Below are 13,607 nucleotides of genomic sequence, written 5' to 3'. Positions count from 1 at the left end.
TACTATAAGTTACATAAAGTAAGTAAAGACCCATTATTAAATAAATACTTATAGCAAGCCAAAACCACTTACTTTTACTATTACTTAGTACCAAAGGCGACTGTCTACATATAGCACTTCATCAAAAGATTCCAGAATTGCTTTTTGTTCAAGTTCTGTAACACCAACTAGAGAAGCTTTTTTTTCTTTTAACAAAGTTAGCAACGATGGATTTTGCTCTAAAAATTGAATAATGTTAATCATAAAATCTCCTCATTTCATTAGTTTTTATAGTTACACTTTCTAGGTACACATAACATCGAGCTTCAATTTACATTTACCAATTATTTTACAAGGAATTAATAACCATAAATGTAACTACAACTCCATTATACTACCATTTATGTTTTAATCAACAATATTTTCTATTAAATGCTAAAAAATAATAGATTATGTAGCGTTTTTCACAAAATGTACCAATTTTCGCAATACTTCGTCACATCGCTATTGTAAACTTCTACCGTTAATATGTTCTTTATAAATGAGTTAATGAAATATTCAGAAAAATTTTAACGAATTTAACTTCTTAATTTTTCCTTATAAAATCCTGATAATTATTATTTAAAGTTTCATTAACAAAGTTTTTTCAACAGTAGCATTTGTTGAAAGAACAAAATAACAATAAAAAGGATGATTATATGAAGCAAAAGCTTTCACCTATATCTGCCAAGGAGCGGATTGAAACACTCGATGTATTAAGGGGGTTCGCATTATTAGGAATCATATTAGCAAATATTGTTTGGTTCCTTTATCCAGCCTATATGCAGGAAGATCTAAGTTTTAAAAATGAATGGACTTCTTTTTGGAATCAAGCAGATTATACAGTTCATACTATTCTTTCAATGTTTGTCGATGGGAAATTTGTAATGCTGTTTTCTATGCTGTTCGGTTTTGGAATGGTCATTATGCAGGAAAGAGCCGCTGCAAAGCAACTAAACTTTTGGGGAATTTATTCTAGAAGACTAATTGCGTTATTTATTTTTGGTTGTATCCATGCCTATTTCATATGGTTTGGAGATATTTTAACAGACTATGCAATCTTAGGGTTATTACTCCTTTTCATGCATAAGTTAAAAGCTAATGCTATGTTAATCATTAGCGTAACTTTATATAGCTTATATTTTGGATTTTTAACATTAGGAGCTCTTTCATCCGATTCTACGATGACGTCAATGACAATGTCAGAGGAAAATCGTCAGCTCATGCAATTTACGATAGATGCCCATCAAAATGGAAGTATTCAAGAATTAATGAATGCTAATTATATGGAAAGAACTTTTTATACAATGCGTAATGGCTTATATGTTCTTTCTCTAGGTAACCCTATATTTTATTTATTTACAAATCTTCCATACTTACTAATGTTCTTATTCGGAGCAGCTGTTGCGAAGAAAAAATGGATTCACCGTTTTGAAGAATATCGAAAAGGCTTTTTCATTACGTGGTTGCTAACATTTATTTTTGGTGGAACATTGTGCTGGATCTTACCTTTACTTTCAGAAAATTTTTTAGCTGTTCAATATATTAGCTCACCACTCCTAACAATCTTTTATGCTATTAGCTTGATCTTTATTTATCACACGGTGAAAGGGAAGAAAGTTTTACAGTGGTTAGCGTTCCCTGGCAGAATGGCATTCTCAAACTATATCGGCCAATCTATCATTTGTACATTTTTATTTGGACCATTTGCATTCGGCGTATATGGAAAACTCCACTTAACGACAGCCGTCATCATCGCCATTGTCATTTTTGTCTTCCAAATCATTATTAGTAAGCTATGGTTATCCAAATTCCGCTTCGGACCGTTAGAATATGTTTGGAGGTTATTCACTTATTTAGGTATTAACAAGGAATCTAAAAATGCATAGTTTAAGTGAGGATCAACGGCAATTAAGTGAGTTCTCGATAAATTTTGGATACTTCTCGATAAAATGAACTAAGAGGCTGGGACATAACTAGCTTCATTAGTGAGAAATCCGAATTTGAATTCATTCAAATTCGGATTTCTCTATTTTTTATGTTGTCTCCATATAGCTATTAGCTAATGGCTGTGAATTTTCTTAAATTCACGGCCATTAATGCGAGGCCCATCTCGTTTTCAACCTTCGATTTTCCTCTCACAGAAAATCGAGTGAAACGCAAATTAGCCTTCAAGAATCCAAAAACTGGTTCCACGTCAATTTTGCGTTGACGATAAATGGTACTCGTTTTTTCTTCTGAAAGCTTTACTCTTACATATTCTTTTTGTTGCTCCCACTTCTCATTCACGATTAACTTACGATTATTTCCCCCTTTTGCTTTCGTACATAACGAACGTAGGGGGCATCCGGAACAGTCCTCACATTCGTATATCTTAAATTCACGCGTGAAATCATACTTATCCGTTTTCGTGGAACGATATTTAAATACAAGCTGTTGTTGGTTTGGGCAAGTGTATCGATCATGTTCTTTATCATAATCCCAGTTCTCTGTATTGAATTCGTTTTGCTTATGCTTTTTCTTCTGTTCTTTTACATACATGTTATACGTGATTAAGGCTTCTCGCTTACGGTTCGAAAGGATATCATCATAATTTTGTTCACTGCCATATCCAGCATCTGCGACGATGTGTTTTGGTAACTTAAAATAATGTTGTTCGATTTCATCTAAAAATGGGATTAATGTACGTGTATCCGTTGGATTCGGAAAAATGCTGTAGGCAAGCGCATACTGACCTTCTGTTGCCACTTGTATGTTATAACCTGCCTTCAATTGACCATTTTTCATATAGTCATCTTTCATACGCATAAATGTTGCATCCGGGTCTGTTTTCGAATAACTATTTCGTTCGTCAAAGATTTCGAAGTCTCTTTGATATTTTAGTTTGCGTTCAATATAGTCGATCAATTGTTTGCGAGCCTGCTTTGGGAATTTCCGTTCCGTTCTTAAAGCCTTTCGCTCTGCTACATCCGATGACTCTTCAATTTTTCGATCATATTCAGAAATCACTTCATCAACTTTTTCGACCATTTGAGCGAGGTCTTCCAATGCTAATTCCTTTTCACTTTCCCGTTCAATTTCTGGCATGATTTCTTTTTCAAGCAGCTCATCGTATAGCTGGTTTGACTTTTCAATTAGTCCGTTATGAAATTTCTCAACCGACTTTTTCCACACGAATGTAAATTTGTTCGCATTCGCTTCAATCTTTGTTCCATCAATAAAAATAGCTTCCTGGTCAATTAATTCTCCCTGTACCAGCTGGCAGCGGAATTGAACGAAGCATTGACGAATCAACTCTTTTACCTCTGGTTGGACACGGAATCGGTTGATTGTGCGGTAGGTTGGTTCATGCCCTTGAGCTAACCACATCATCCGAAGACTATCTTTTAAAAGCGCTTCAATTTTGCGCCCTGAGAAGACAGATTGCGTGTAGGCACATAAGATAATTTTAAGCATCATGCGTGGATGGTAGGCAGGACAGCCCTCATTTCGAAGGAATGGTTCAAACGCTTCGGGCGGGATACTTTCGACTAAATGGTGGACATGGAAGGCGATATCATTCTTTTGTAACTTCACTTCAAAATCTAAAGGCAAAACTAATTGATTCATGTTATAATCTTTAAACATAAGGATCCTTCTTTCTGTATAATTTTGTTATGGTGACTTAATTTTATCAGAAGTGGTCCTTATTTTTTATGAAAAAAATTTAAAGCCGGTGAAATTTTACTAATCGTAAAATTTCACCGGCTTTTTAGTTAAGAGGTGGGTTTTGTCCCAGCCTCTTTTGCTTAAATGATTTCGTTAATCGTTCCTTCTTTATTATAATTAATACATCACATCTTAAAGTGAAACGTAGGATAAAGCTCCGTAACAACATTTTTTTTGATAATCAACCATATGAGTTAATTTCATAATTTTAATCCCTTTAGTATCAAGGGTTCTAAAACAATAAAAAACGGGCACCTCCCCAATTCGGTATAATGGTAGCGACTAAACTAAACCATACTGAATGAGGTGAATGCCCTATGACTATTGTAAAACAAATGAGCCTATTTGGCATCCAAGAATTATTGGAAATGGAAAGTTCACGTCGATTTGATGAAATTTTCGCCACTTTCGACGTGCAGCCCGTTTTTCAGCTGTTTTCCAAAAAGACGTTACGTGGTGCCCCACGTGAATTAAATTACGGTGCGATGATACAATCACTCATTATTCGTATTGTCGAACGGATTCCAACAATCAAGGATTTAATCAAGCGTTTAGTCAACGATCCTTTATTTCGATTCGATTGCGGTTTTCTCGTTTCAGACGTGGTTCCATCTGAAGCGTCTTATTCACGTATGATCGATGTCATCAGTCAATCAGATGTTCTCGACCACATGCAAGATACATTGATTCAAACTGCCTTTATAGAAGGCTTTCTTTATGATGAACACCTCGCGATTGATGCCACACATTTTGAGTCACGTGATGCGGCAAAGCCATCGGAGAAAAAAGAGCCTGTACCACCAAAAAAACGTGGACGAAAATCAAAAGAAGAACGCGAGGCTTGGCTTACGGAACAAGCAGAAATCAAAGCCAACCAGTCAGCTTATGAAAAAGAGATCAAGGACCAACTCGATACATCACTAGAAACATTGTGGCAAGATGCGCCCATCGAACCGAATTGGGGCATTAAAAAGAACAGTGATGGCAAAAACACGTTTTGGTTTGGCTTTAAAGGACATCTCGCGGTGGCTACAAAGAGTCAATATATTGTTGGACGCCTCATGACATCTGCCAATTTGTCGGATAGTAAAGCAGCGATTCCTCTTTTAAAGAAAGGAAAAGACCTATTTCTAGAACATTTTACGACCGCTATTTTGGATGCAGGGTATGATTACGAGCCCATTCACAGTCAATTACATACGTATCAAATGCGTGCAGTTATTCCATATAATGTCCGCAATGAAGGAGAGTACCTTGGCTTTGATGAACATTTCAGACCGACCTGTGTACGTGAACACAGCTACTGTTACGACAGCTTTGATGAAAAGTATCGAACACTAAAATTCACCAAACCAAAGGAATGTGTAACCTGTCCGTTACGTAATGATTCCCTCTGTCAGAAGGTTTTCAAAATCAAATCTGACACGGATATACGAAAATTCACGTATCCAGCACGTGGCTCTGAACTTTGGAAACAACTGTATAAAGAGCGCACAGCCGTTGAACGTGTGAATGCCTATTTAAAACAATATTTTCAGTTAAACAACATCCGTCACAGAACAGGAAGAAAAGCCAAACTTCACTTCAACCTAGTGACGTTTATTTATAATGCCTGCAAATTAGCGGTGGATCGTTTGAATGCATTATTACAATCACAAACTCAAGCAGCATAATTTTTAAAAACGTAAATTTTCTTAATAGGAGCAGTCTAAGCTCTTGAAAAAAGTGATTTATGAAATTGATTCTATAAGTAATCGATAAAATTTTCAACAAGTTCATCGTTTTTATTTATCTTACTTATCATCTCTTTTAAATCTTCTAAAAAGCCTTCGAGCAGTTCAAAAGATTCATCATCTATTATTTCCCCATTATATTTTCCTTGTACTAATTCTAAAGTAATTGAGAGATAATCCAGAAAATCGGAAAAAGAGTTTGCAATCGGAAAAAGAGCACCTGTTTCATAAGAGGCCATGACTGGTGAGCCTTCTTTATCAGTTACAACCACGACAGGATCATCGTTTATATCTGCAATAACAAGCCAAAATGGATTCCATTCTGGATTATCTTTTAGATCCGTTCCAATCCAACGAAACCCATCTTGCCTATAGACAAGATTTTCAGGAGACCAAAGACTAAGAGGTGAATTTCCTAAATCAATGCTCGTGCTTTTTAGCTTGTGACCATCATGCCGGATATCACAAATTATTTCACAACGTTCATAAAAAAATTTTAATTCAGGAGAAAGATAAATTTTTTCATCTACCTGTAGTTTTACTAATTCTGAACTATAACGTACTCCACCTTTCTTTACAACTGGGGATTCTTCTTGTGGATATTTATTCATTGTCTGTATAAATTTCAATATCGAGTTATCTATTTGTTTCACAAAAGCCAACCCCCTCGTTTATTATTTACATTGTTCTGTTCAATGTTCTCTATCTGTCTAATTGGTACCATCATAAGCATCCCCATACGATTCGAAATTTTCAGCTAACCAAAACCAATTTTCACCTTTACTAGAGTATAAATGCTCTAACAGTTCCGTAAAGCTTTTAGCAATGATCTGACTATCCCCTGGTGTTGCATGGGTTTCCAAGAAACTATCGTAGCAATAACCAAAATGAGAATTGCTCATGTCGATACTAATGTATTGGTTTATTTGTTCAGATTCAGCAATAAGATACCAGTCATTACTAATATCATCTTCTAGTTCCTCCCAAATAACATCATCCTCTGGGTAAAGTCTTTTACTAGTTGGAATAAACTCATTTGAAGAAACTATTTTAATTCCATAAGGCTTATCTAAAAACATTTGTAAGGAGTCATAATTGCTAAAAAAATAATGCAAATCTTCTGGGAGAGCTAATTCACTTTTGAAGTCTGTGATTTTTTTCACAAGTCTGCAATTACTATCTTGTTCAATTTTATTAATAATCTCTATTATCTTCATACTTACTCCTTTAAACTCAAATTTACTTGCAATTAGCATTTATGTACGTTACATCTAACAACTCTTGTGCTTTCTTAGCTATTATTTTATCCCATTTTCCGTGCTTTTCCAATTGTTCCCTTAAGTCACTTCTGAATTCGTCAAAACCATAGTTAAACCCTTTCAAAAAGGTAAATAAATTAAAAGAAAGAGTAGCAATAAATCCAATTCTACGGATTTATGCTACTCTTTTAGTTAGGTTGAAACAAATGGTTTTTTTTGCAAGTGAGAAAATTCTTAATTAAAAAAGAGATATACAATCTGTAAAATGTTATCACATATCATCAAACGAGTACTACGGTGTCTGTTTTATTATCACTAAGTTTCTACTTCCACTCAGAATTCAATTTTACGAATTATTTTAAATCAACAATTTCCGGAATACGTACATTTCCTTCTTTAGTTAACAGAACACCTTTAATTTTTTCTTTTCTGCAAGCTTCTACAAAAAAATCATCAACAACTATCTCTTCTTTTGATTCTTTCATTCTTACGATATGATATCCATTAAGGGATTCTGGAATAAAAGCAATAAAATTTAAACTAATTGGCCCATCAGATATGGATTTTACTAGTGGTTCATAGTCTGATCTATTATGATCTAAACAAGGAATTAGATTTAAAACATTCATTACAAAGTAAGAATTGTTTATTTCTCCCGTTTCTGTAGATTTTATAATTGAAGGAATAAACTCGCAATCTGAACCTAATCCTTCTATAAGTGTTTTTAGCTTTAAACTTACTAATTTGCCACCGACTGTTGGTAAAATATCATACTGTTCCAAATAGGAATCGAACCTATCTACCACGTAAAAAAGTTTTTCACTCTGAGAATAAGGGATTCCTTTTTCTAAATCAAATCTATTATACTTGTTTTCATCAGAATAAAAGAAATATACATCTCGTTTGTAAGAAGCTAACAATCTGAAATAACTCATCTCAAACTCATCCTTCACATTGTAATTTAGTGTCTATTTTTTGTTCCTTGGGTATTAAAATCTTTGTATCAGACGTGGACAGACACTTAAAGTGATTATGACATTTCCTATTTAACTGGTTGGTAGTAATTCAGAAATTACCATTCAGCAAAATTCTCCTCAACGAAACTTCCGAAAGATCTTGATAATACCTCTTTATCTCCTGAGTCGTGATAGTATATTACGACTTCTCCGTTAGCATTTATTGCTATTGGATTACCTGAGGCATCATCAGAAAAAATTAAGCTTTTGTTAATTTCAGGAGAAAACTCATCTCCTTCAAATGATTCTCTGCACCAATTCGTCAAATTAATAATAGTTTCATTCCCCATGGATGAACCATTAGAAAATGCATGAATTGCTATCCCTGCATAAGAGCCTCCAAATCGCTTAATAAATTCTTTATAATCATCATCTAGTTTTATTTTAAGTTCTTTCTCAGCTTCCGCAATCTCTTTAGTCGTGGCAGATACTCCTTTTTATTCACCCTTGACCCCTCATTACCGAAATTCCCTAAATTTACGTCTTTTTATTCTATGCTAAATTTCCCATCAACCTTATTTATAAAAACTATTACATCTTTTCCCTTAAAAGTAAATGGACTAAACATATTTTTTGTGAACGACTCTTTTTCTTCATAACTTAACTTCTCCCATGCCACATTTTGAACATTTTCTTCTGCTCTTTCTTTAAAAAAGTTATGGTTCTCAATCTTCCGCCATTCACTCCATGTATATTTTCCTTTTTCTTCGATTTCGTATTCTGTTAACAGGTCTACAATATTGTTGCAGATTTTTTGCAATAATAGGACTACCCGCAACATAGAAATTATCTGGATTCTTATGAAATTTTGCCTCAAGTAAAGTTTTATGTAAGTTTAAAATTTCATTCATAATATCCCTCTTTTCAGTCTCAATTAACGAACCATTTTTGTCATAGGCATACTTTTCCCAATTGTCATCATAATAATCAGCCCGAATGACACTCCCTAGACCATCATGCTGGAACGCTGTCCAACGATCGCCTGGACGTTGAATTCTTTGAACCAATCCCCAAGACTTCGCTCATACTAGGTCGACACCCTATATTAAATCCTAAAAATGTGGCGTTTGTTGCACATGCCGTGCACTTAAAAAGCCCTTCTGTCACAGAGGACAAAAAGGGCATACAAAACAAACAACATCATCAAAGGCATTGTACTTTAATTAAACGTCGTTACCATCCGAAAGATTTGCCCGTATTTTCATTATCTCGGTACCGAAAAGGCGCTCTTTTTTTTATATTTTGGGCTTACTCTATATCGGAGAAATTGTAGCGCAAACAATTGATTCTACACAAGATACGTCATTCGTTTTAGATACTTTATATCAATTCTACCGCAAGGCTGCATCTTGCATAGCGATCAAAGTTCTGTGTACACATCATATGCGTATCAAAAATCAGTCAAAGAAAAAGGAATTACCCTAAGCATGTCCCGCAAAGGCACGCCCACTGATAATTCCCCAATTGAAACGTTCTATCTCGACGGAATCTACCGCACGACAAATGGGCATATGATTCAAATCGTCGAAGACTAAATTACCTATAATAACAATATCCGTATTCAAACAAAATTTATATAGTAACTAATTCAGCTTTCTTTTTCTTAAGTGGTGCAAGCTCTGGTAGACGTACCCAACTTAAACCAAGCGTTCCTTCACCTGCATGAACCGCTACACAAGCACTTAGTGGTAATACGGAGAAGTTTATGAGCGGATATTCGTTCTCTAAAGCTTTTTTCCAAGCGGTTGCGCCTTCTTCATCATTACAGTGAATAATTGCAACTTCAGGGATAATACTTTTTTCTAGATCTGTATTTAAAACATTTTGTACATATGTTTTTGCTCTAGTCGTAGCGCGTACTTTTTCTTTCATAACGGGCTTCCCATCTTCAAATGATATGACAACTTTAATATTCAACAAGTTACTTAAAAATGCTTGAGTCCCTGAAACTCGACCACTTTTATGTAATTGTGATAAGTTAGCCGGAATAAATGAAAGTTCACTGTTATCTGCCATCTCATTGATTCTTTCAACAATATAGCCAGGTTCAAAACCTTCACGCTCTAACTGCTGACCGAGTTTAATCATTTTCATCATCGGAAATGATCCGATTTTTGAATCCACTGGATATACTTCAAATTCAGCTTGAGCAGCTGCTGTGAAAGTGCTTTGATAAGTACCCGAAAGATGTTGAGAGGTATGAATTGCAATTGCACATGTATACCCTTGTTCTTTTAATGATTTATATAAGTCTACAACTTCACCAATAGCAGGTTGTGATGTCTTTGGATTTTTTTTAGCATTTCGTAGCTTTTCGTAAAACTGATCATGTGTCATATCAACAGTTTCGCGTAAAGCCCCTTCTTCGAACACTATATTAAGTGGTAATACGTGAATTTGATTGTCCTGTATGAACTTTTCATCTAACAATGCTGCTGTATCTGTAACCCATGCAATTTTCTTTCCCATTTAAAAGTAATCCCCTTCATCTATCGTAGAATATTAATTTTATCTTATGCAACTATACACAGATAAGATCATCATGAATAGTGATATTTATAATACTGTATTTATTTTTTTACAATCTTCGACATTATTTCGACAATAATTGCGATAAAAATAGCATTTTATAACCATACGGTAAGCTATCGAATATTTCATTTCCTAATTGTTGGGCGCATATACGAAGTTATTGGCTGAAAGCAGATAGCAAAAATGGGAAAATCGGCTTGGATTACTGTGATCAACTGTATCGCTTAGAACGGCAATATAAGCATCTCTCACCAGGAAAGCGTCATAAAGCACAGCAAAAGCAATCAAAACCGATTGTCGAAAAGTTTCAGGAATGGGTAGATAAATCGTCATTCTTCGGAAAAAACACCTTGGATAAAGTTTTCAAAAAACATTAAATCGTGTACATGCGTTAAAAGTTTCTCTGTTCGATGGTCGGATTGAATTGATAATAATCCAGCTGAAAATCCGATTCGTCCTAATGTGATTGGCCGAAAGAACTGGCGTTTTTCTATGAGTGAAGCTGGTGCTAAAGCGAATGCACTGCTTGAATCTGGTTGAAGCAGCAAAAGCGAATGGTATCGATTTCTATCAATATTTAGTTAAACTAAGGATGGAGCTGCCAAATTTACCGATCCCTCAGCAATCCCCAATTTTAAATAAATACATGCCTTGGTCGAAAAATGTCCAAGCCACATGTGCAAAATAGCCATCTATTCGAAAAAAATTTCAAATAGATAGACATTCGTAGTGCGGTCCAGAAAGGTGCGCATATTTTTTATATTTCGGGCTTACGATATAAAGATCAAAAGGGCAATAAAATCCTTTTAAATGGATTTATTACCCTTTTTTACTTAACTTCAAATCTTTTAATACATAGAAAAATAGATCACCTATTGTATTTTCTTATCTATGGTAATTCTATTGACGTTGAAACCTTTTGCAAAATATGTTTTATCAGTTTTTTAGAATATTATCTAAACTAATTTTTAATCCATACTTGTCACATTAAAGTTGTATCTTTCATCTTCGCGTGGATCATTAAAACCTTCAAATTCATTTACTTTATCAAGCGAAAACAAAAAACCGAAATTTGGATTAGGGTAATTTAATATCTTCTTACGTGCAAAGCCCTTTATGGATACTAAGTATTTTCCAGAAGGAACATTATATCTAAATCCGGAATATAATGTCTCTCCATCTAACGTTTGGTATGATACTTCATCATTTCCTAAAAATTCATTTTTATCGAATTCATAAAATGAACCAATATCAGCAATCCATAATGTATCTTTAACTTCAATATTGAAGTTATGATATATTAATTTTTCCTCCTATTCATCATCAAACGACTGATTATAGGTATCAAGTTTAATTACATATTCTATTGAGTTTATTGGTAAAAAAGGAATCCAAATACCATCAGCAAGTAAAGTTAAATAACGATCATGATTATCCTGAAAATTTTTCAAAAGTTTTTTTGACCTAACTTTTTCTTTCTTTAAAAAATCCTTTAGGACATCTATTGAAAATAAGCAAATTCCATAACTTCCAGTATCTAAAATTCTATCCATAATAATAACTCCTTTTCTTCTATTTACAAGGAATTTTTCCATTCGAGTGTAATTCTTTTATTTCCTCAATAGCTTCAGCAAGGGTTAAATTTTTGATTAACATCCTAATTATACACGCGTCTCCATGTATGACGGTTTTGACTACTTATTCGATGGTGTATTGGTCTACCTTTGACATCATACTTCCATTTGCTAATGACATCTCCTGGAAAAATTCTCTCAATCTCTTGACCGAGTTCATTGTACTCACCCGTAATTTTAGCTGAAGGTACGAATCCATCATTAAATACTCATGTAACTTGTATATGGTATTTCAGATTTGTTCTCTGAAATAAAATAACTTAAATCATATCACCACTTATTATATAAAAAAAAAGTAGCAATAAAACCCTTCTCGGGATTTAAGCTACTCTTTTTATTTGCTCTATAAACATTACCAACCTAGAATTTTATCAAAAAGTTAGTATCTACATTTTACAACCCATGCTTTATTCTAATTGAGAACATTCATATAACAAATTATTTTTAAAGTCATCTGCTGACACCCTTACAACTTCTGGATTTTCCGGAACTTTAAATACAACCACATACGTTCCATCATCTGACATATTGGGTAATATTTCTTCTAAAAGTGTATTTAAATATATTTTTTGTGGTTTACAGTTTTCCCATTCATCTCCTATACATTTCATAGCATACTCTTTAAATGGCCAAATAGGCATAGAAAGATTTCCCTCTTCATCTGAAGTTGTAACAAACCCATCATTTAATTTCAAAGACCACGCCTCTTCCCAGTCTGCAATACGTTTTACAGAGTAAATATATCTATCTCTAGCTGATTTTTTTATCATAGCTTTAAACTCTGGACTTGATTCAAATCCTCCACTCATATTAAACTCCTCATTTCTTCTTTTTTAATAAACAAGGAGCTTTCTTACTCGCTCCTTCTTTATTTTTTCTTCCTTTGTCGTCAAGTATATGTTGATTTTTATTATCCTGAATTACTTTAAGATCCGAGTGCATATATCTCTACTTCCTTCTGTCATATGCTTCAACAGGCGTTCCAAGGTGATCTGTGATAATATTATATTTCCCATGTTTCGTGAGTTTAGCAGACAGTATGAATGTTTCAGGATCAAATACCCAAGTTACCAGACTTTTAGGAATTCCATCGGAATCATAATTTTCAATGTTAGTAGATGTACTTACTACATTTAGGTCACTAAGTTCTACAAATAGGCGTTCCATCCTTTTTTGGTCAAGATAGCAACAATCTTTGAGAAAAAAGCCTTTGTCATTTAATTTGGTAGAATAGGAACTGATACACCTAATATATTCCAGTTGACTCACAGAATTTTTCAATACATATTTCATCTGCGATACCAATTAAAATTTCACAATTTTCGGCTGTAAAAGGAATATTCTTAGGATCATTAAGTACTTCTGCATAGTATTTCTTCCCCTTACTTACTACCAAATAACTTACATCTTCAATACCATCCTCTGATTCTTCCACATAATCAGAAAATGGTTCATCTTGTAATATACTTGATGCGTCTAAAAATTGTTCCTGAAATTTTATAATACTTTCTTTATCCATTTCTCTCAATATTTCTCTTAATTTATCCGCATTCTGGTTTGCTTTCAAAATAATATCCCAAAACCAATCATTTACATTGTCACTAACTTCTTTTGGTAAAATAATATCAGAATTATCCATCAAATCCACCCTCTCATGATTTTATTTAATAAATGTTGCTATTTTTTACAAACATAATTACCATTTAC

At 33.9% G+C, this 13,607-nt stretch carries 12 protein-coding genes and 3 pseudogenes; 4 read left to right on the top strand and 11 right to left on the bottom strand.

The window, feature by feature from the left end; all coding sequences use genetic code 11:
- Positions 1-84: 84 nt before the first annotated feature.
- Positions 85-243, bottom strand: coding sequence for a competence pheromone ComX (comX, locus tag JNUCC51_RS20720; protein ID WP_337989557.1), 159 nt, complete (start codon positions 241-243; stop codon positions 85-87).
- Positions 244-677: 434 nt separating this feature from the next.
- Between comX and JNUCC51_RS20715 the strand changes: the two genes are divergently transcribed.
- On the top strand, positions 678-1,907 hold the full coding sequence (locus tag JNUCC51_RS20715; protein WP_337989556.1) for a DUF418 domain-containing protein: 1,230 nt from the start codon (positions 678-680) through the stop codon (positions 1,905-1,907).
- Between the two features lie 178 nt (positions 1,908-2,085).
- On the opposite strand, the pseudogene JNUCC51_RS20710 reads toward JNUCC51_RS20715, so the two are convergent.
- A pseudogene (locus tag JNUCC51_RS20710) lies at positions 2,086-3,645 on the bottom strand (IS1182 family transposase); the annotation flags it as partial.
- A gap of 398 nt (positions 3,646-4,043) precedes the next feature.
- Between JNUCC51_RS20710 and JNUCC51_RS20705 the strand changes: the two are divergent.
- A complete protein-coding gene (locus tag JNUCC51_RS20705) occupies positions 4,044-5,399 on the top strand; it encodes a transposase (protein ID WP_337989555.1) in 1,356 nt (451 codons plus the stop codon).
- A 71-nt stretch (positions 5,400-5,470) separates the two neighbouring features.
- On the opposite strand, the gene JNUCC51_RS20700 is transcribed toward JNUCC51_RS20705, so the two are convergent.
- The 5 genes from JNUCC51_RS20700 to JNUCC51_RS20680 form a co-directional block, all read right to left on the bottom strand.
- A complete protein-coding gene (locus tag JNUCC51_RS20700) occupies positions 5,471-6,112 on the bottom strand; it encodes a hypothetical protein (RefSeq protein ID WP_337989554.1) in 642 nt (213 codons plus the stop codon).
- 57 nt (positions 6,113-6,169) lie between these two features.
- Positions 6,170-6,676: an SMI1/KNR4 family protein gene (locus tag JNUCC51_RS20695; RefSeq protein WP_337989553.1), complete on the bottom strand. Its 507-nt coding sequence runs from the start codon at positions 6,674-6,676 to the stop codon at positions 6,170-6,172.
- Between the two features lie 395 nt (positions 6,677-7,071).
- Positions 7,072-7,653, bottom strand: a complete 582-nt coding sequence (locus JNUCC51_RS20690; protein WP_337989552.1) for an imm11 family protein — start codon at positions 7,651-7,653, stop codon at positions 7,072-7,074.
- A gap of 137 nt (positions 7,654-7,790) precedes the next feature.
- Positions 7,791-8,117: an SMI1/KNR4 family protein gene (locus tag JNUCC51_RS20685; RefSeq protein ID WP_337992272.1), complete on the bottom strand. Its 327-nt coding sequence runs from the start codon at positions 8,115-8,117 to the stop codon at positions 7,791-7,793.
- Positions 8,118-8,414: 297 nt separating this feature from the next.
- A complete protein-coding gene (locus tag JNUCC51_RS20680; RefSeq protein WP_337989551.1) occupies positions 8,415-8,741 on the bottom strand; it encodes a hypothetical protein in 327 nt (108 codons plus the stop codon).
- A 244-nt stretch (positions 8,742-8,985) separates the two neighbouring features.
- Here JNUCC51_RS20680 and JNUCC51_RS20675 point away from each other — a divergent pair.
- A pseudogene (locus tag JNUCC51_RS20675) lies at positions 8,986-9,212 on the top strand (IS3 family transposase); the annotation flags it as partial.
- Between the two features lie 94 nt (positions 9,213-9,306).
- On the opposite strand, the gene JNUCC51_RS20670 reads toward JNUCC51_RS20675, so the two are convergent.
- Entirely contained in the window at positions 9,307-10,203 is an 897-nt protein-coding gene (locus tag JNUCC51_RS20670) for a DegV family protein (RefSeq protein ID WP_337989550.1), read from the bottom strand.
- A 167-nt stretch (positions 10,204-10,370) separates the two neighbouring features.
- Here JNUCC51_RS20670 and JNUCC51_RS24875 point away from each other — a divergent pair.
- Positions 10,371-10,954: pseudogene (locus JNUCC51_RS24875) on the top strand (IS66 family transposase); the annotation flags it as partial.
- Between the two features lie 625 nt (positions 10,955-11,579).
- On the opposite strand, the gene JNUCC51_RS20655 reads toward JNUCC51_RS24875, so the two are convergent.
- From JNUCC51_RS20655 to JNUCC51_RS20645, 3 genes are all read right to left on the bottom strand, one after another.
- A complete protein-coding gene (locus JNUCC51_RS20655; RefSeq protein ID WP_337989549.1) occupies positions 11,580-11,819 on the bottom strand; it encodes a hypothetical protein in 240 nt (79 codons plus the stop codon).
- 488 nt (positions 11,820-12,307) lie between these two features.
- Positions 12,308-12,709, bottom strand: a complete 402-nt coding sequence (locus JNUCC51_RS20650; protein ID WP_053596523.1) for a DUF2750 domain-containing protein — start codon at positions 12,707-12,709, stop codon at positions 12,308-12,310.
- 437 nt (positions 12,710-13,146) lie between these two features.
- Positions 13,147-13,539 carry a DUF4240 domain-containing protein gene (locus JNUCC51_RS20645; RefSeq protein ID WP_337989548.1) on the bottom strand — a complete coding sequence of 131 codons (393 nt, stop codon included), beginning with the start codon at positions 13,537-13,539 and terminating at the stop codon, positions 13,147-13,149.
- Positions 13,540-13,607: the final 68 nt, after the last annotated feature.

Source organism: Lysinibacillus sp. JNUCC 51, assembly GCF_015999525.1.
Classification (GTDB): Bacteria; Bacillota; Bacilli; order Bacillales_A; family Planococcaceae; genus Lysinibacillus; species Lysinibacillus xylanilyticus.
The sequence above is the reverse complement of the archived record's forward strand: the minus strand, read 5'-3'. Positions and strand labels throughout refer to the sequence as shown.

Excerpts from the sequence above, each read along its gene's own strand:
- comX (WP_337989557.1), bottom strand. The coding sequence starts at position 243 with ATGATTAACATTATTCAATTTTTAGAGCAAAATCCATCGTTGCTAACT.
- JNUCC51_RS20715 (WP_337989556.1), top strand. The coding sequence starts at position 678 with ATGAAGCAAAAGCTTTCACCTATATCTGCCAAGGAGCGGATTGAAACA.
- JNUCC51_RS20705 (WP_337989555.1), top strand. The coding sequence starts at position 4,044 with ATGACTATTGTAAAACAAATGAGCCTATTTGGCATCCAAGAATTATTG.
- JNUCC51_RS20695 (WP_337989553.1), bottom strand. The coding sequence starts at position 6,676 with ATGAAGATAATAGAGATTATTAATAAAATTGAACAAGATAGTAATTGC.
- JNUCC51_RS20690 (WP_337989552.1), bottom strand. The coding sequence starts at position 7,653 with ATGAGTTATTTCAGATTGTTAGCTTCTTACAAACGAGATGTATATTTC.
- JNUCC51_RS20670 (WP_337989550.1), bottom strand. The coding sequence starts at position 10,203 with ATGGGAAAGAAAATTGCATGGGTTACAGATACAGCAGCATTGTTAGAT.
- JNUCC51_RS20655 (WP_337989549.1), bottom strand. The coding sequence starts at position 11,819 with ATGGATAGAATTTTAGATACTGGAAGTTATGGAATTTGCTTATTTTCA.
- JNUCC51_RS20650 (WP_053596523.1), bottom strand. The coding sequence starts at position 12,709 with ATGAGTGGAGGATTTGAATCAAGTCCAGAGTTTAAAGCTATGATAAAA.
- JNUCC51_RS20645 (WP_337989548.1), bottom strand. The coding sequence starts at position 13,539 with ATGGATAATTCTGATATTATTTTACCAAAAGAAGTTAGTGACAATGTA.